Raw genomic sequence first — 17,777 nt, forward strand, 5'->3', positions numbered from 1 at the left:
CGCGTTCTTGTCCATGCGTCCCACGCTAGGGACGCGGCCCCGCACCCTCTTGAACAAACGCGACAGCGTCTCCGGCCAGCCGTACGAGCTCGTCCACCGGCATCGAACCGGCCGCCCGCCGCTCACGAGCGAAGTCGTTGGCGAGCCGTTGCAGCAGGTCGTTGAGCGGCGTCGGTACGCCGTGCAACCGCCCCAGCAGGGCGATCTCCCCGTTGAGATAGTCCGCCTCGATCGTCCCCGTGCCGCGGTTCAGCGACTGCCACGACGAGCCGGCACCCCGCTCGGACCCGTCGAAGGGCTCGAAGCGGATCTTGTCGGCGCGGGCCTCCTTCTGCTCCTCCTCGGAGGCGTAGGGGATGCCCGCCGCGGCGAGCACGGCCTCGCCCTCGGCACGCACGCGGCCGTAGAGGGCGATGCCCTCCTCACTGGTGAGCACGCCGCTGACCGCCTCGATCGAGTTGGCAAGGTTGCCGAGGAGCTTGGCGTACTGCCAGCGCGTCACATCGGCCACGACCGGCGCCTCGAAGCGGGAGGCGGACAGGTCGGCGGCGATGCTCCGTACCGTCTCGTCCGTGCCGTGCGGATAGCGGCCGAGGTGCAGGATCCCGGTGAGCGGCGTACCGGCGGCGGACACCACCCCCGGCTCGACGAACGTGGCGGGCAGCCACACGCACACCCCGTACACCCGCCGGAAGCGGCGCAGCGCGAGCCGCTGGCTCTCCACGCCGTTCTGCGCGCAGACCAACGGCAGCCGCTCGGCCGCCGTGCCCCCGCCCGCCACGGGCACGGGCCCCCACGCCTCCAGCGCCGCCTCGCTGTCCTGCGTCTTGACGGCGAGTACGAGCACGTCGTCGGCGCCCAGTTCGCCGAGCGCGAGCGGCCCGTCCACGACGGACGGCCGATGGGTGTGCGGCCCGTCCGGGGTCACCAGGCGCAGCCCCCGCTCGCGCAGCGCCTCGTACTGCGCGCCCCGCGCGACCAGCACCACGTCGTGTCCCGATTCGGCGAGGCGACCGCCGATGGCCCCACCCACAGCCCCTGCTCCGATGATGATGTAGCGCATGTGTCCGAGCCTGCCACAGGCGTGTGTACGCTCCATCAATGATTCCGGAAATCTTTCAGCTCGCCGGAGAGCTGCCCGCACGCCGCCTCGGTTACGGCACCGCTCAGTTGACCGGGCCGGGCTACTGGGGGCCGCGTGGTGAGGCCCGGGACGCGGTGGCCGTTCTGCGGCGGGCGGTCGAGCGCGGGGTCACGCTGATCGACACGGCGGACAACTACGGCCCGTCGGTCGCCGAGGAACTCGTCGCCGAGGCGCTGTACCCGTATCCGGACGGCCTGGTGATCGCCACGAAGGGCGGTGTCGTACGCACCGGTCCGGACGCCTGGCACATCGAGGGGCGGCCCGAGCGGCTGCGGGCGATGTGCGAGGCGAGTCTGCGACGGCTGCGTCTCGACACGATCGACCTGTACCAGCTGCACCGGCTGGACCCGGACGTGCCGATGGCCGAACAGCTGGGCGCGCTCGACGAGTTGCGCCGGGAGGGCAAGATCCGGCACCTCGGGCTCGACTCGGTGACGCCCGGACAGCTCGAAGCCGCACGGGAGTTGACGAACATCGCGTCCGTGCAGAACCGGTACAACCTCACCGACCGCGCCTCGGAGCCGCTGCTGAAGCTGTGCGAGGCGCACGGCATCGCGTTCCTGCCCTGGTTCCCGCTGGGCAACGGCTCGTTGACCACGGACCGGGCGGGCACGGACATCGCCGCAGCGCACGGAGTGTCCGCGGACATCGCCGCCGCCCACGGAGTGTCGCCCGGGCAGATCGCCCTGGCCTGGCTGCTGCACCGCTCCCCCGTGCTCTGCCCGACCCCCGGCACGGGCTCCCTCGCGCATCTGGAGGAGAACCTCGACGCGGCCGCCGTACGGCTCCGCGCGGAGGACATGTCCCGCCTCGACGCCCTGAGTTGACCTCGCTCGACCGTGCTTGACCTTGCCCCTGGGGCAGACTCCACGCTCCGGGGCATGGACTCCAACGACTTCCACCTCAAGCAGAGCCCGTACAGCGACCCCGGAGCCGTACCGGCCGATCTGCCCGCCGACCCACGTGAACTCGGGGCCCTCGTACGGAACTTGCTCATCCACCGGGAGGAGGGCGGTCACTTCGGGTACGCGATGCCCGAGGAGCGCCGTCACGAGGACGCCGAGGCCCGGTACGTGAGCGAGATCCTGCGGATCCTGCGCGAGCGCTCACAGGCTCCGCTCACCGAACACCGGGAGCTGGGCGAGCGGTTCGCCGGTACGTGCCGGGACTTCGCGCTGCTGATGTGCGCGTTCCTGAGGGCTACGGGCACCCCCGCGCGGGTCCGGTGCGGCTTCGCCACGTACTTCGAGGACGGCTCCTCCCCCGTGACCCACGGGGACCACTGGGTCACCGAGTACCGTCTGTCGGACGGCAGTTGGCGGCTCGCGGACGCCCAGGTCGCCGACGGGGCGCACGACGTGCCCTTCGATCCGCTGGACGTCCCGCGGGACCAGTTCCTCGTCGCCGGAGCCGCCTGGCGGGCATGCCGGACGGGCGACGCGGACCCCCACAACTTCGGGGTCCCCCTCCCCACGGGCCCCCTGCAGGGCCTGTGGTTCGTACGCTGCAACGTCGTACGGGATCTCGCGGCGCTCGGCGGGGTGGAGGTGCTGCCGTGGGACGCGTGGGGGCTCGCGGCGAAGGACGAGCCGGAGGTGACCGCGGACGATCTCGCGCTGCTCGACGCGGTGGCCGCGGCGACGGCCACCGAGGCCGTGTCACCCGAGGAGATCCGGCGCCTGTACGCGGACCTTCGCCTCACCGTCCCGGCGGAGATCACCTCGCACACGACCTACCTCGGCGTCCGGCAGGTCAGGCTCCCCGAGAGCCTTCGGGGCTGAACGGCGTTCCCTGGTGGAAGTACAGCAGCCATTCCTCCCCCGTCCGCCGCCACAACGAACTCCGGTGCGCGTGACGGCCGTTGTGCTCCGTGTCGAAGGTGAGGTGGACCAGGTCGGGGGCGAGCTCGACGCCGGTCACCCGGGAGGTGATGCCCGGGCCGGTCCCCGGTTCCTTCGCCGCGGCCAGTGCGTCGATGATCGAGGCCCGGTCCCAGTGCCGCCCGGAGACGCCGAACTCGTGGAAGTCGGGGTGCAGCAGCGCCCCGAGGAGTTCGGGCGAGCGGCGGATCTCCGGGTCGAGGAGGCGCAGTTCGCCCTCGATGGCCGCCTCGACTGCGGGGCCGTGGTCAGCCACTGGTCAGCTCCGCGAGCTTGGTGACGGTGTTCCAGTTCCGGGAGGTGGCGATGATACCCTTCGTCATCCGGGGCTTCGACAGGTTCTCCGCCAGCTTGGAGCGGCCGAGGCCGTCGGGTGCGTACAGGTAGAGGACGCGGTCGCCGAGGCGGAACTCCTCGGGCAGGAAGGCCTGTTGGTCGATGGACGCGTAGCGCTCGGCGTCGACCGGCTCGGAGAAGTAGGTGGCGTGCAGTTGCCTGGCCTCCAGGTCCGCGGCCGGGAACGGACAGGCGTCGATGACGGCCCGCAGATAGGCGTGGTCGCGCACCAGGACGTCGACCGTGAAGCCGAAGCGCTTCTCCAGCGCCCCCGACAGTTCCGCGGCGAGCGCGTCCTCGTCGCCGTGGTCGCTGGAGAAGACGGCGTTCCCGCTCTGGAGATGCGTACGGACACCGTCGTACCCGAGGCCCTCCATGAGGGTGCGCAGCTCGGCCATCGGCACCTTCCTGCTGCCGCCCACGTTGATCCCGCGCAGCAGTGCCGCGTACGTCGTCATGCCCTGAGTCATCCGCACACCATAAAGCGGCCGTCGTGCCCCGTGGGGGTGGGCACGACGGCCGCGGCTTCCGGGCGGCCGGACACCCGAAGTTACCGGCCGGTTGGCTCAAAACCCTGGCCGATGGGCGCGCTCAGTTCAACCCCCGCACACAGCTGTGACTTGTTCAACAAACTTTCGTAACACCAAAGAGGATCTTCCCCGGCAGATCGGACCCGGTCGGGGACGGAGGGGGATGGAGGGAGGGACGGATCGGACACCCTGATCACGACCCCCGAGGTGCCGCTTTACATGTAAGGGGCTTTCATCCTCCTCAGTGCTGAGGGCGCGGGGTCCGAGGGGAGGACTCGGGCTCCCCGCACCTCACCGGGCAGCACGACGAGAGGTCCTTATCCGCCCCATACCTTCGAAACAGAAGGTGCGGGCAGGGGGCCGGCACCGAGGACGAGGGGGCAAGCCCGTCATGGGTAACAGAGACACGCGGGTACGGGGCATAGCTGCCCGGGCCGGCGGCTGGAGTGCCCGGCACCGCTGGGCGGCCGTCGGAATCTGGGTGCTGTTCGTCGTTCTGGCGATGGGGCTCGGCTCTGCGGCGGGCACGGTCGAACTCAAGGACAGCGACCAGCTCAGCGGCGAGACCGGCCGGGCCGCGGCCATCGCGGAGGAAGCGGGGATCGACGAGCCGGCCGGGGAGACCGTTCTCGTCCAGGGCAGGGACGCGGGTGTCAAGGCGACGAGCACAGAGTTCCGCGCCGCCGTCGACGCCGTGATGAAGGCGGTCGAGGGCACCGGCAAGGTGACCAACGTGACCTCGCCATACGACACGGACACCATCTCGAAGGACGGCCGCAGCGCCCTCGTGCAGTTCGACATGCGCGGTGAGGCGGAGACGGCGGGCGACCGGGTGGAGCCCGTGCTGAAGGCCGTCGAGGAGGTGCAGAAGGACCATGGGTCGGTGCTGATCGAGGAGATCGGCGGCGCCAGCATGAACAAGACGTTCGACGACGCGTTCGGCAACGACTTCAAGCAGGCCGAGTACTCCGCCGTCCCCGTGGCCCTCGGCATCCTGCTGGTCGCGTTCGGCGCGCTGGTGGCGGCCCTGGTCCCGGTCCTGCTCGCGATCACCGCGATCGTGGCCACGATGGGCCTGATGATGATCGTCAGCCACATCCAGCCGATGGACGACACATCGAGCTCCGTGATGCTGCTCGTGGGCCTGGCGGTCGGCGTCGACTACTGCCTGTTCTATCTGCGGCGTGAGCGCGAGGAGCGCGCGGCGGGCAGGGACCCCGAGACCGCGCTGCGGATCGCCGCGGCGACCAGCGGCCGCGCCATCATCGTCTCCGGTGTCACTGTGTGCGTGGCGATGGCGGGCATGCTGTTCACCGGAATCGCCACCTTCAAGGCGATGGGTCTGGCCTCTCTGATGGTCGTGGCGGTCGCCATGGTCGGCTCGGTGACGGTGCTGCCCGCGGTCCTCTCGCTGCTCGGTACTCGGGTCGAGAAGGGGCGCATCCCGTTCCTGCACCCGGACAAGCGGCGCAAGACCAACGGCGGTTCCGGCAACGGCCGTTCGGGCGACAACGGAAGCCGGTTCTGGACGAGCGTCCTGCGGGTGGTGCTGGCGAAGCCGGCGATCTCGCTGGTGGTCGCGGCCGGTGCGCTGCTGGCCATCGCGGCCCCTGCCCTCGGCATGAAGACCCAGAACCTCACACTGGACCAGGAGTTCGGCGACTCGCTGCCGATCGTGGCGACGTACGAGCGGGTCAACGAGGCCTTCCCGGGTGGTTCCGACCCGGCCGAGGTGGTCGTCAAGGCCGCCGACATCAACTCCGCCGAGGTGAAGTCCGCGATCGCCGACTTCCGTGAGCAGGCGGTCAGTTCGGGTGCCTCGCGCGGTCCGGTCGAGGTCCAGGTGCACGATTCGCAGAACGTCGCCTTCGTGTACGTACCGCTGGTGGGCGGATCGAACCTCGACAAGGCCGAGAAGAGCCTGGAGATCATCCGCGACGAGGTCCGTCCGGCGACATTCGGCAAGGTCGACGGGGTCGAGGCGCCGGTGACCGGTCAGGTGGCGGGTTCGAAGGACTTCAACGACCAGCTCGTCAGCGCGGTGGCACCGGTCTTCGCCTTCGTCGTGATCTTCGCCTTCCTGCTGATGCTCCTGTCGTTCCGCTCGCTGACGATCGCGATCACCTCGATCGTCCTCAACCTCCTCTCGGTCGGGGCGGCCTACGGCATCCTGGTCGCCGTCTTCCAGCACGGCTGGGGCGCTTCGCTGGTGGGCGCGGAGGGTGTGGGCGCCATCATCACCTGGCTGCCGCTGTTCCTCTTCGTGATCCTCTTCGGGCTCTCGATGGACTACCACGTGTTCGTCGTCTCGCGAATCCGTGAAGCGCGGTTGCGGGGGCTGACGACCCGGGACGCCATCCAGCACGGGGTGGTCACCACGGCCGGTGTCATCACCAGCGCCGCCGTCATCATGGTCGCCGTCTTCGCGATCTTCGGCACGCTGTCCATGCAGTCCATGAAGCAGATGGGCGTGGGCCTCGCGGCCGCGGTCCTGATCGACGCGACGATCATCCGCGGTGTACTGCTCCCGGCGGTCATGGCACTCCTCGGCGAACGCAACTGGTACTTCCCGAAGTGGCTGAACCGCCTGCCGGACCTCAGCCACGACGAGTCCCCCGAGGCCGCGGCCTCGCCGCCGCCTCCGGCGGTCGAAGGGGAGAGGGTCGGGGTCTGACGAACCGAACCACCGCACAGCGACGGCGTGGCCGGGGCACTCGCCCCGGCCACGCCGTCGTGTGCGGCCCGCCGGATCAGGCTGCCGTGGCGACCTCGTCCCGCTCGAAGGAGTCGATGGTGCGGGTGAAGTCACGCGTGGAGAGCAACAGCTTGTAGATGATGGCGAGTTCGAAGACGAGAAGCAGGGCGCCTGAGACCAGGGTCGCCTCGATGACCGCGTCGAGGAGCGGGCCGACGATGAAGACGCCCATCTGGAATTCGATACCGCTCACCAGGTGCGTACGAATCCGGTGGCGCAGGAGGAAGGACCGCATCCGAAGATAGACCGGGAAGCGGTGGCGGAACTCCTGCTGGAGGTCGATGACCTGGCCCTGGGGCTTCTGGGGAACGTCGGTGGCTTCTTCCGAACCGGGTTCGGAGCGCGGCTCGGATACCGCTTCGGAGCCTGCTTCGGAAACCGGCTCGGAGTTCGCCTCGGAGACCTGCTCAGAGTTCGGCTCGGACAGGGTCGACGTCTTGCGGATGTCGTGTTCGATGTCCGCCGAGGGATTGTTGCGCAACAGGTCTTCCATGAAGGCGACTTCAGCGGAGTTCTCCGCGCGGCGGGCTTCCCGCACCCGCGCCTTGATCTGCTTGCGCATGTTGTAGCGGATCTTGAAGATCTCCAGGGAATTGATGTACCGCAGCGTGTCGAGCCCGACGACCGCGAGGGCCAGCCAGATGTAGACCGTGTCACCGGTGCGGTCGTGCTGCCCGGCCATCAGCGCGACTCCGCACACCGCCACCCGGATGCGGTCGAAGACGAAGTCCAGCCAGGCCCCGAAGACGGAGCCCTGGCCGGTCAGCCGGGCCACCTTCCCGTCCATGCAGTCGAGGATGAAACTCAGGTGGTAGACGAGGGCACCGGCGATCAGCCACCGCCAGTCGCCGAAGGCGAAGCAGGCCGCCGAGACCAGGCCGAGCAGGAACGCCCCCCAGGTGATCTGGTTCGGCGTGATCCTCGTACGCATCGCGGTGAGCCTCACCAACGGCGTGGCCACCGGGTCGACGAGCAGCACGGTCCACCACGCGTCACGCTTCTTCTCGGTGATGCGACGCACCTCGGCGAGGGGCGGTATGTCTCGGCGCATTGATCAACTTCCCAGCGTTCGTAGTGAGTTCACCTCAAGCTAGGAAGGTGTTCATACAAGGAACAAGAAGAGACCTGTGCAACCTTTGGCAGGGGGTAGCCGTCCAACCCAGTAACCCGGTCGATGCCCCGATCGGGCGGATGCGGCGTTATCCGAGCGTTATCGAATGACCGTCCCGTTATCCAAAGGGCGCCATGGCTTCACCGTTGACGTACAACCGTGACCCGTGGGAATTCTGAGTTCGCGCACGGTCACGCCGGTTCGCGGACAGTCACCCGATTTCGCTGACGGTGACGTGATCACACCCTTCAGGGCTGGGTAAAGCTTCGGTCATGCACCCCTGGTGGTCTTGGGGATTTCCGCCTCGATCAGATCCGCCGCGCGCGCCGTGCCGCCCTCGGTCGCCATTCCCGCCTGGATCTCCTTGAGCCGCCGCGCGACGTCCGGGTCGCCGATGAGGGTGAGTACGGCCTCGCGCAGGGCCTCGGCCGTCGCCTCCTCCATCGGCAGGTGCCGGGCGACACCGAGCGCCTGAAGGATGTCGGCGTTGCCGAACTGGTCGACGGCCTGGGGCACACAGACCATCGGCGTGGCGGTGGCCAGCCCTTCCTGGCTGCCGCCGGCACCCGCGTGCGTGATGAAGGCGTCGGCCTGCTTGAGGATCGCCAACTGCGGCACCCAGTCCCGCACTTCGACGTTCCCCGGCACCTCCCCGAGCTCCGCGGCGGCAACGTGCTTGCCGACCTGCAGCACCACGTGCCAGCCCGGCAGATCACCGAACGCCTTCACGCACTCGCGGTAGAACGCCGGCTGCTTGGTGAAGGAGGAGCCCAGGGACACGAGGAGGACACGCTCGGCACCGTCGGGCCTCCGCCACACCCCCTGGGCGGCTCGGTCGCCCTGACAGGCGCCGACGAAGGTGTACACCGACTCGTCGACCCGGTCGGCGTTCGGCTGGAGGGCCTTCGGGATCAGGACGATGGAACGGTCGGGGCGGCCGGCGAACGGATCGGGATGCCGGGTGATCCCGTTCCCCTCCAGCCAGGCATGGAAGCGCGCGTAGTAAGCCCTGCCCCGCTCGGTCTGCTTCGGCTCCGCCCACATGGGCTCGGCGACCTCCTCCTCGTACCCCTCCCAGGCGACGAGGTTCGGCGAGAGCGAGACGGCCGGGACACCCCAGCGGTGCGCGAGGACACGGGCCGGGTACGAGGTGATGTCGTGCAGCACGAGGTCCGGCTCGTCGCCCTCGTACGCCTCGACGAGCTGCGGAAGCGCCTGGATCGCGTCGGCCAGGAAGGGCTCCACGTTGTCCAGGAGCGTGGTCCCCCATGCCGAGGGGTCGTCGTCGGGGGACGGCAGCGTCGAGTTCCAGAGCTTCGGCTCCGCCCCCGTCTCCGCGACCTTCTCGGCGAAGGCGGGCGGAATCGCGTACGTGACCCGGTGCCCGCGGGCGACGAGCTCCCGGATCACCTCAAGGCTCGGGTTCACGTGACCGTGGGCGGCGACGGAGAACATGGCGATGTGGGCGGGGTGTGAGGTGGTCATGAGCCGACCATAAGCGAGACGAGACGTCTCGTGCAATGCAATTACGGCCGCCCGCCGTACGCGCCTCACCGCGACGCCAGTACGTCGTGGAGACCCAGCCACTGCTCGGGCGGCACCTCCCCGACGAGCACACGGGGGTCGAGGCGCGCGGCCCGGAACGCGGCATCCACCCGGCGCCTCGGATGGGCGCGGCGCAACGAGGCGTGCAGCGAGCCGCCGACCCCCGAGAAGCCCAGCTCGACCAGGTGCCGCCAGTCGTCGTAGGAGGTCCGGTCGAGCAGCGGGGTACGGCGTCGCTCGATGCGTACGATTCCGGCGTCGACCCGGGGCACGGGCCGGAACCTCGCCCTCGTGACCCGCCCGAGGAACCGCCACTCGTAGCGCGGCCAGGTGCGGACGGTGAGCAGGGTCCAACTCCCGTAGTCACCGGTGCGTTTGCGGGCGTATTCGAGCTGGGTGAGGAGCGTGGCGTCCGTCAGGCCGGGCGCGTGCAGACACCAGTCGACGACGTCCGCGGTGCGTGAGAAGGGCACGTTGCCGACGACGGAGAAGGGGCTGCCCGGTGGCCGCGCGGCAAGGAAGTCGCCGCCGATCACCCGTACTTGAGGGGTTCCGGAGAAGCGGGTGCGCAGGGCGGGTACCAGTCGTGGGTCGATCTCGTAGGCGAGCAGCTCCCGGCAGCGTGGGGCGAGCACCTCGGTCAACGCGCCTTTGCCCGCGCCCACTTCGAGGACCAGGGGCGGGTGGTGCGGCCGCGGTACGGCGAGCCGGGCGAAGCGGTCCGCGGTGGCGCGGTCGGTGAGGAAGTTCTGCGAGAGCGCGCGCGAAACGTGGGTGGGGCGGGCCATGGCCTGCGGTCCTTGTCTTCCGTGAGGACGAAAACGGGCAGACGAAGGCCCCGACCGGAAGGCAAGAAAGAAGGACGCGCACAGGCGGGCACGCGTCAGCCGCGTACCTGCTTCAAGGCGTACGTGAGAGGGGGCGCCCCTGCGGCAAATGCCGTCAGCGAGCGCAGATCCCCGGGCCGGTCAGGGCACCGGGGGCGCAACGCATCCGAACGGAGTACGCACAGCCCCGGCCAAGACCGGAAGAAAAAATCGCATTGATACCCACACCCGGCACGCTAGGCGTCCGGGCCGGCCCCGGCCAACCGATTTTCACCCCCGGGGCCTTCCAGGGGCGCGAGGAACCGCGCACCTCCCAGTAGCGCCCCGCACGTCCGTCCAGGGGCCAGACGACCCGCGGGCTTTTAGGGGCGCGGGGAACGGCGCAATCTTTTAGGGGCGCGGGGAACTGCGCGACCAGCCCCCACCAACCGGCACCCAGCAAACCACCCCATCCCCCAAGCCCAGCGGCAGCGAACCGTCACCTCTGATACCGCGCAAGCACCAGATTCCCGTCCCTCACCAACCGCTCCCGCAACTCACCAAGCCCAATCGCCCCGCTGTAGTACTCCTGAAACGCAGGCGTAGCCACCTTGTCCTTCCACTCCGGATACCCCCGCACGGACTGCGCCGGTGCCGACCGCAGATACCGCGCAAGCCCCGCCCCGATCGCCCACCCGTCCTCCTCGACACGCAACGCCGGATCCCGGAGTGCCCCCGTACCGGTGGGCAGCATCCAGTCGCCGAGCGCGAGCCGCACCATGTTCGAGGGCTGGAGCAGGAAGCCGATGAACGCGGCGGCCTCCTTCTTGTGCGGACTGTCCTCCGCAACGGACAGGGTCTGAGGGCTAACCCCCTGAGTGAGCCCATCCGCACCGGCCGGCGCGGGCAGCACCTGCCATTCGAAGCCCTTCGGCGCCTGCTGCACGATCTGCTGCCGGTAGGAGAACCCGAGCGGAACCATCGCGTACTTGCCGCCGAAGAAGCCGGGGAGAGTGTCGGACCCACCGCTGCCGAGCGTCGAACTCGACGCGCTGCCATCGGTGTTGACCTGGTCGTGAATAGTCCGGGGCACCACCTCGTCGCCGGCCCCGAACCGAATCCGCACCTTGCCGTCCGCACCCCGGTGGAACAACTGCCCGCCGGTCGCGAGCGACAGGTTCAGGGTCGCCGAGACGGGCTCCTTGAGCGGCCAGGCCACACCGTACTTACCTTCCTCATCGCCCAGTTCATCAGTGATCTCTCTGAACTCACCCCAGGTCCAGGGCTTTTCGGGCGTGGGAATCCGTACGCCCGACTCCCGCAGCCACTTGGCGTTGGCGATCAGAACGCGCGGCTCCTGGAGGAACGGCACCCCGTAGACCCCGTCCCCGAAGGTCACGGTCTCCCAACTCCGCTGCGGAATATCGGACTTGAGCCGCTCCGGCAGCAGGTCACGCAGATCCGCGAGATACCCGCCGTACGCGAAGTCCGCGAGGTCGTCCGAGGCGTCATGGATGATGTCCGGCGCCTCACCGCCCTCGAAGGAGGTGAGCAGCTGGTCGTGGACGCTGTCCCAACTCCCCTGTACGTACTCGACCTTGACGTCCGAGTGGGTGGCGTTCCACTCCTTCACCAGCTCCTTGTTGACGTCGACGGACTCCTCCTGCCAGGCGAGGGACTGGAAGCGGAGGGTGATCCTGCCGTCCTCCGCACCGCCGTCACCGCCGGTGCAGGCCGCACTGCCCATGAGCAGCAGCGCCACGCCCATCGCGACGAGCCGTTTCGTCCGCATCAGCTCTTCACCGCCCCGGCGAGCATCCCGCCCGTGATCCGTTTCTGGATGACCGCGAAGACGACCAGCGAGGGCAGGGTCGCCAGGAACGCGGCGGCCGCGAGGGGCCCGAGGTCCGCCACGCCCTCCGCGCCGATGAAGTGCGTGAGGACGACCGGAAGGGTCTGTTTCTCCGGGGTCTTGAGGAGCACCAGCGCGAAGAAGAACTCGTTCCACGCGCTGATGAACGCGAACAGCGCCGTGGCCACGATCCCCGGCGCGAGCAGCGGCGCGGTGATCGAGACCAGCGTCCGCAGCCTGCCGGCCCCGTCCACGGCCGCGGCCTCCTCCAGCTCGGTCGGCACGGCCCGTACGTACCCCACGAGCATCCACAGTGCGAACGGCAGCGCCCACACGACGTACACCATGATCAGACCCGGCACGGAGTTGATCAGCCGCAGGTTCTTCAGGACCAGGAACAACGGGATGATCACCAGCACGAACGGGAACGCCTGGCTGACCACGACCCAGCCGGTCGCCGCCCTCGCGAGCCGTGTGCGGTGCCGGGCCATGACGTACGCCATCGGGGTCGCGATCAGTACGGCGATCACCGCCGCGCCGACCGCCGCGATCAGCGAGTTCAACGCGGCGTCCAGCAGCGGCTGTTCGTCGAAGGCCTGCCGGAAGTTGGCGAGGGTCGGGTCCTTGGGGATCCAGGTCGGATGCAGACTCCCCAGCTCGCGCGGCGGTTTGAAGGCGGTGGAGATCAGCCAGAGGAACGGGAAGGCGAGAAAGACGAGATAGGCGAGAAGCGCGAGGTACTGTCCCGCGCGAGCCGATTTCCGAGTCCTCACGCGTCGTCGCCTCCCCTCAGCCGGCCGACCAGATGGAGCGCGAGGATCACCGAGATCACCGCGACCATCACACACCCCATCGCCGCCGCGTACCCGAACTGCCCGTAGCGGAAGGCCTCTTCGTACGCGAACAGCATCGGCAGCCGGGTGCGCCCGCCGGGACCGCCGTTGGTCAGGACGTACACCAGGGCGAAGGAGTTGAAGTTCCAGATGAAGTTGAGCGCGGTGATGGCGAGCGCGACCGGTTTGAGGGCGGGCCAGGTCACCGTGCGGAAGCGGCGCCAGGCGTCCGCGCCGTCCATCGCGGCCGCCTCGTGCAGTTCGCGCGGTGTGTTCTGCAGTCCTGCGAGCAGGGCGACCGTCGTCTGGGGCATGCCCGCCCATACGCCGACCACGATCACCGCGGGCAGGGCGGTGGCGAGGCCGCTCAGCCAGTCACGGCCATCGCCCAGGCCCAGGTCGCGGATCGTCTCGTTGAGGATGCCCGCGTCCGGGTTGTAGACGAGCCGCCACATGATGCCGACCACCACCTCGGGCATCGCCCACGGGATGATCGCGAGCGACCGTGCCAGCCAGCGGAAGCGGAGGTTCTCGTTGAGCAGCAGGGCGAGGCCGAGGGCGAGGAGGAACTGCGGGATCGTCACGCCCACCGCCCACAGCAGGCCGATCCGGAACGAGTCCCAGAACAGGGTGTCGTGCAGCAGGTCCTGGAAGTTGAGGGTGCCGATCCACTGTGTGGGCTCGGTGCGGCCCGACTGGGAGTCGGTGAACGCCAGCGCGATGCCGTAGAGGAGCGGTCCGACGCTGAGCACCAGGATCGGGATCAGCGCGGGCAGCACCAGGAACCAGGCGCCGTGGTCGACGAGACGGTCACCCGCGCCTCCGCCTCCGCCATCCGGCGCACCTCTCGCTGACCGTTTCACTGACCGCTTCCTCACGGTCGCCGATGTCACGGAATCAGCTCCTCTGGGCGGCTCGTACGGGTCTGGCCGTCCCGGCGGCCCCCGTCATCGTGCTGACGTACTGACACGCCGTCAAGACAGCGCACACACCCTCCCGAGGGCTCTCACCAGTGTGAATGCGACACTGGGCGGCGTATGGCGTGATCTCGACCGCCGACGCGACGAGAACCGCAGGACAACCGGACGAGAACCAAGGGCTCCACGGGAGGCGAGTGATGGACGAGGCACAGGCGCGGGGCGTGCTCGCCGAGGCGGGGTTCGACCGGGGCTCGGAGCTGCTCGCGCTGGGCGAGAACGCCGTGTTCGCCGCCGGTGACCTGGTGGTCAAGGTGGGCCGCGACGCCGAGCTGCTCGACCGGGCGCGGCGGGAACTGGCCATCGCCGTCTGGCTCGCCGGGGCGGGCGTCCCCGCCGTGCGGGCCGCCGAGTCCGAGGCGCGGTCCGTGGCCGGTCACCCGGTGACGGTGTGGCACCGGCTGCCCGCTCCCGTACGTCCCGCCGCACCCGGCGATCTCGCCGGGCTGCTGCGTCTGGTGCACGCCCTGCCCTCCCCCGCCTTCGCGCTGCCGCGCCGCGAGCTGCTGGGCGGGGTCGAGCGGTGGCTGCGGCTGGCGGGCGACGCGATCGACCCGGCGGACGCCGCGTTCCTGAGGGACCGGCGCGACGGTTTCGCCACGGCCGCCGCCGCACTCACCCCGCATCTGCCGCGGGGCCCGATCCACGGCGACGCGCTGCCCCGCAACGTCCACATCGGCCCCGACGGGCCGGTCCTGGTCGACCTGGAGACCTTCTCCACCGACCTTCGCGAACACGACCTCGTGGTCATGGCGCTGTCCCGCGACCGGTACGGGCTGCCCGCCGAGGCGTACGACGCGTTCACCCGGACGTACGGCTGGGACGTACGCGAGTGGGACGGCTGCGGGGTACTGCGCGGGGCCCGCGAGACGGCGAGCTGCGCCTGGGTCTCCCAGCACGCACCGAGCAATCCGAAGGCGCTGGCGGAGTTCGAGCGCCGGGTGGCGTCACTGCGGGACGGCGACGAAACGGTTCGCTGGTACCCCTTCTGAGGCTGCTCTCTTGGACTGCGCCCTTCGAATGCCCGATAGGCGAGTGAGCCGAAGGGGCGCGCCGGAGGCGAACCGAGCCCAAAATAAGAGGGGTCAGCCGCGGTCGCGGATCGTCCCGGCCGCCCGGTGCAGTTCGGCGAGTACCGTCCGTACGGCCTTGCGGGCCGTGCGTTCGGGGCGGTGGAGCGCGTCGATGTGCCGCCGGGCCTGGACGCCGCTGAGCGGCTTGAGCACCAGCGCGGGGTGCGGGCGCATCGTCCAGCGGGGCATCAGGGCGAGGCCCCCTCCGGCGGCGACGGCCTCGGCTGCCACCGCGAACTCGTTGATGCGGTGCGCGAGACGGAGTCGGCGTCCCGCGGCGGTGGCGATGGCGTCGACGGTCGCCACGATCGGGAAGCCGTCGTGTGCCGTGATCCAGGGCTGCTCGGCCACATCGCGCGGGGTGAGCCGCCGTTTGACGGCCAGCGGGTGGTCGGCGGGCATCGCCACGTCGAGCGGTTCGCGCAGGAGGGTGGTGGCCGTGACCGTGCGCGGCCAGCCCGGGGTGTGTTCGAGGCGGTGGGCGAGCACGAGGTCGTACTCCCTGGTCAGCGGCGGGAAGTCGTCCTGTGTCACATCCGCGTCGGCGAGGGACAGCTGTGGCCCGTCGGGCTCGGCGAGCGCCTGGAGCAGCAGCGGGAAGAACGCCGAAGCCGCACTGTGGAAGGCCGCCACCGACACCTCGCCGTCCGGCCGGTCGACGAACTCCGCGACGGTGTGCCGGGCCCGCTCCAGTGCCGTCTCCACCTCGATCGCCGCCCCGGCCAGCGCCTGCCCGGCGTCGGTGAGCGCCAGCCGCCGTCCCTGGCGCTCGGTGAGCGGCACGGGGATCGCGCGCTGAAGCAGCCGCAGTTGCTGGGAGATCGCCGAGGGCGTCACGAGCAGCGCCTCCGCGACCGCGGTGACGCTGCCGAGTTCGCCCAGCTCACGCAGGATCCTCAGCTGCCGTTCGTCCATGTCCTCGTCCCAGCGATCGCATCGTTCCCGATGTAGGGATGCTAAAGGATCGTTTAAGAAGTTGGCTCTGGGCTACAGGGACGTGGACGGTGCAGGGTGAGCGCGTGCCTGATGCCCGCCGTACCGATGCGGTACTTCTCCTCGTCGCCCTCGTCTGGGGTTCCAGTTATCTGTCCGCCCAGACCGCCACCGCCGTACTGCCCGTCCTGGTCGTGCTGTTCGCGCGCTACGCCCTGTCCGCGCTCGCCTGTCTCGGTCTGGTCGCCACCGACCGGAAGTCCGGCGGGTGGACCCGCGACGAGATCCGGATCGGCGTGCCTCTGGGGGTCACCCAGGCGGCCGTCCTGGTGGTGGAGACGTACGGTGTCGCCCACACGAGTGCCGCGAACGCGGGGCTGATCATCAGCCTGACCATCGTGATCACTCCCCTCCTCGACCGCTCGGGCCACCGCGGCGGCCTCCCGCTGTCCTTCTACGCGGCCGCCGGCGTGTGCCTGCTGGCCGTCGGCCTGCTCATGTCGGGCAACGGCTTCCACGCTCCCCGTCTCGGCGATCTGCTGATGCTCGCCGCCGCGCTGATCCGGGCGGTGCATGTCGCGCTCGTCGGCCGGCTCACCGTGAACCGTGCGATCCGCCCGCTGCGGCTGACCACCGTGCAGACCCTCGTCGGCTCGGCGCTGTTCCTGCTGCCCGCGTCCGGCGAACTGTCCACGCTCGCCCACATCGGCGTCGCGGGCTGGGCCCAACTGCTCTATCTCGCCCTGTTCTGCAGCGTGTTCGCCTTCCTCGCGCAGACCTGGGCAGTCCAGCGCACCTCGGCGAGCCGAGCCAGCCTCCTCCTCGGCACCGAACCGATCTGGGCCGCAGCCGTGGGAATCACCCTGGCCGGCGACCACTTCACCCCGCTCACGGGTCTCGGCGCGGCGATGATGGTCGCCGGAACGTACTGGGGCCAGTCCATCGAACGCGCCCACCGCGCCGCCACCTCCGAGGGGGCTCGGCCGCCGTCGACGGCGTCGGCCCCTTCAGAGACCCGCACCGTTCAGGGGCGCGGGGCTGTGACATCTGCGGCTCCGCCGCGTGGGCGCGACAAGCCACAACCAACCCGCAGGTGACGAACAACCCCCGTCAACGTCCGCTCCCCGCGGAGCGTTGCCCCGCGTCCGCCAGGTCCCGCAGCGGCCACACCCCGTCCACCACCGCCGTGGCGTCCCCCTTGCGGCGCAGGAAGGCCTGGAAGTCGGCCGCCCATTCCGCGTACCACTCGATCTGGCGGCGGTGCAGCTCCGCCGGGCCGAGGGCCGCGACCTTGGGATGGCGGGCGGCTATCGCGCCTGCGAGGCGGGCCGCCGCCAGGGCGTCCGCCGAGGCGTCGTGGGCGGAGTCGAGCGCGATCCCGTACTCCGCGCAGACCGCTTCGAGATTCCGCTTGCCGCGGCGGTAGCGGTCCACGGAGCGGTCGATCGTGTACGGATCGATGACCGGCGCCGGATCGACTCCGCCGAGCCGGTCACGCAGTGACGGCAGTCCGTACCGCCGCAGTTCGGCGGAGAGCAGGGTCAGGTCGAAGGCCGCGTTGTACGCCACGACCGGGACGCCCGACTGCCAGTACGAGACGAGGACCGAGGCGATCGCGTCGGCCACCTGGTCGGCGGGCCTGCCGTCGGCCGTCGCCCTTTCGTTGCTGATCCCGTGCACCGCCACCGCGTCCGCCGGGATCTCGACTCCCGGGTCGGCGAGCCATTCGCGGTGCCCGACCGGCTCTGTTCCCCTGACCTCGATCACGGCCCCGGTGACGATGCGCGCCTCGCGCGGATCCGTCCCGGTCGTCTCCAGGTCGAAGCCGACCAGCAATTCCCCGTGCCAACCCATGCCGGCCCCCTTCTTCGTGGTGCGATCCCCCAATGACCTCCACGATCCCATGGGCCACTGACAATCCGACGACCGCATTCCGCTTGACGCTCATCAGGCCCCGCCACCGGGCCGGCCGCGAGGCCGGACACAAGCCCGCCACGGGAGC

The 17,777-nt window shown here is 69.9% G+C and carries 16 protein-coding genes; 5 read left to right on the top strand and 11 right to left on the bottom strand.

Going from position 1 to position 17,777, the window contains the following annotated elements:
• Nucleotides 1–25: 25 nt before the first annotated feature.
• Nucleotides 26–1,063, bottom strand: a complete 1,038-nt coding sequence (locus tag QF035_RS14315; protein WP_307520661.1) for a ketopantoate reductase family protein — start codon at nt 1,061–1,063, stop codon at nt 26–28.
• Between the two features lie 38 nt (nt 1,064–1,101).
• Here QF035_RS14315 and QF035_RS14320 point away from each other — a divergent pair, with 38 nt between their 5' ends.
• Both QF035_RS14320 and QF035_RS14325 read left to right on the top strand, forming a co-directional pair.
• A complete protein-coding gene (locus tag QF035_RS14320; RefSeq protein WP_307520662.1) occupies nt 1,102–1,971 on the top strand; it encodes an aldo/keto reductase in 870 nt (289 codons plus the stop codon).
• Nucleotides 1,972–2,025: 54 nt separating this feature from the next.
• Entirely contained in the window at nt 2,026–2,925 is a 900-nt protein-coding gene (locus QF035_RS14325) for a transglutaminase-like domain-containing protein (RefSeq protein ID WP_307520663.1), read from the top strand.
• Here QF035_RS14325 and QF035_RS14330 read toward each other — a convergent pair.
• Complete coding sequence (locus QF035_RS14330) at nt 2,897–3,280, bottom strand: nuclear transport factor 2 family protein (RefSeq protein ID WP_307520665.1); 384 nt, start codon at nt 3,278–3,280, stop codon at nt 2,897–2,899. The genes QF035_RS14325 and QF035_RS14330 overlap by 29 nt on opposite strands.
• Nucleotides 3,273–3,818, bottom strand: coding sequence for a DUF1697 domain-containing protein (locus QF035_RS14335; RefSeq protein WP_373466950.1), 546 nt, complete (start codon nt 3,816–3,818; stop codon nt 3,273–3,275). The genes QF035_RS14330 and QF035_RS14335 overlap by 8 nt, the downstream gene beginning before the upstream one ends.
• A gap of 463 nt (nt 3,819–4,281) precedes the next feature.
• Between QF035_RS14335 and QF035_RS14340 the strand changes: the two genes are divergently transcribed.
• Entirely contained in the window at nt 4,282–6,564 is a 2,283-nt protein-coding gene (locus QF035_RS14340; protein ID WP_307520668.1) for an MMPL family transporter, read from the top strand.
• A gap of 76 nt (nt 6,565–6,640) precedes the next feature.
• Here QF035_RS14340 and QF035_RS14345 read toward each other — a convergent pair whose 3' ends face one another.
• From QF035_RS14345 to QF035_RS14370, 6 genes are all read right to left on the bottom strand, one after another.
• Nucleotides 6,641–7,696, bottom strand: coding sequence for a CDP-alcohol phosphatidyltransferase family protein (locus tag QF035_RS14345; protein WP_307520669.1), 1,056 nt, complete (start codon nt 7,694–7,696; stop codon nt 6,641–6,643).
• A gap of 330 nt (nt 7,697–8,026) precedes the next feature.
• A complete protein-coding gene (mgt, locus tag QF035_RS14350) occupies nt 8,027–9,241 on the bottom strand; it encodes a macrolide-inactivating glycosyltransferase (protein ID WP_307520670.1) in 1,215 nt (404 codons plus the stop codon).
• 65 nt (nt 9,242–9,306) lie between these two features.
• On the bottom strand, nt 9,307–10,089 hold the full coding sequence (gene erm, locus QF035_RS14355) for an ErmE/ErmH/ErmO/ErmR family 23S rRNA (adenine(2058)-N(6))-methyltransferase (protein WP_307520671.1): 783 nt from the start codon (nt 10,087–10,089) through the stop codon (nt 9,307–9,309).
• Between the two features lie 517 nt (nt 10,090–10,606).
• Nucleotides 10,607–11,899, bottom strand: a complete 1,293-nt coding sequence (locus QF035_RS14360) for an ABC transporter substrate-binding protein (RefSeq protein WP_307520673.1) — start codon at nt 11,897–11,899, stop codon at nt 10,607–10,609.
• Entirely contained in the window at nt 11,899–12,732 is an 834-nt protein-coding gene (locus QF035_RS14365) for a carbohydrate ABC transporter permease (RefSeq protein WP_307520674.1), read from the bottom strand. Before QF035_RS14365 ends, QF035_RS14360 begins: the two co-directional genes overlap by 1 nt.
• Nucleotides 12,729–13,685 (bottom strand): carbohydrate ABC transporter permease, encoded by a 957-nt coding sequence (locus tag QF035_RS14370; protein ID WP_373466651.1) that lies wholly within the window; start codon nt 13,683–13,685, stop codon nt 12,729–12,731. Before QF035_RS14370 ends, QF035_RS14365 begins: the two co-directional genes overlap by 4 nt.
• 224 nt (nt 13,686–13,909) lie before the next feature.
• Here QF035_RS14370 and QF035_RS14375 point away from each other — a divergent pair, with 224 nt between their 5' ends.
• Nucleotides 13,910–14,761, top strand: coding sequence for a phosphotransferase enzyme family protein (locus tag QF035_RS14375; RefSeq protein ID WP_307520677.1), 852 nt, complete (start codon nt 13,910–13,912; stop codon nt 14,759–14,761).
• Nucleotides 14,762–14,854: 93 nt separating this feature from the next.
• On the opposite strand, the gene QF035_RS14380 is transcribed toward QF035_RS14375, so the two are convergent.
• Complete coding sequence (locus QF035_RS14380; protein WP_307520679.1) at nt 14,855–15,757, bottom strand: LysR family transcriptional regulator; 903 nt, start codon at nt 15,755–15,757, stop codon at nt 14,855–14,857.
• Nucleotides 15,758–15,861: 104 nt separating this feature from the next.
• On the opposite strand from QF035_RS14380, the gene QF035_RS14385 reads away from it, so the two are divergent.
• Nucleotides 15,862–16,872 (top strand): DMT family transporter, encoded by a 1,011-nt coding sequence (locus QF035_RS14385; protein ID WP_307520680.1) that lies wholly within the window; start codon nt 15,862–15,864, stop codon nt 16,870–16,872.
• 13 nt (nt 16,873–16,885) lie between these two features.
• On the opposite strand, the gene QF035_RS14390 is transcribed toward QF035_RS14385, so the two are convergent.
• Nucleotides 16,886–17,629, bottom strand: a complete 744-nt coding sequence (locus QF035_RS14390; RefSeq protein WP_307520681.1) for a 3'-5' exonuclease — start codon at nt 17,627–17,629, stop codon at nt 16,886–16,888.
• Nucleotides 17,630–17,777 lie beyond the last annotated feature (148 nt).

Origin of the sequence: Streptomyces umbrinus (assembly GCF_030817415.1) — a bacterium.
In the GTDB taxonomy this organism is placed as follows: Bacteria; Actinomycetota; Actinomycetes; order Streptomycetales; family Streptomycetaceae; genus Streptomyces; species Streptomyces umbrinus_A.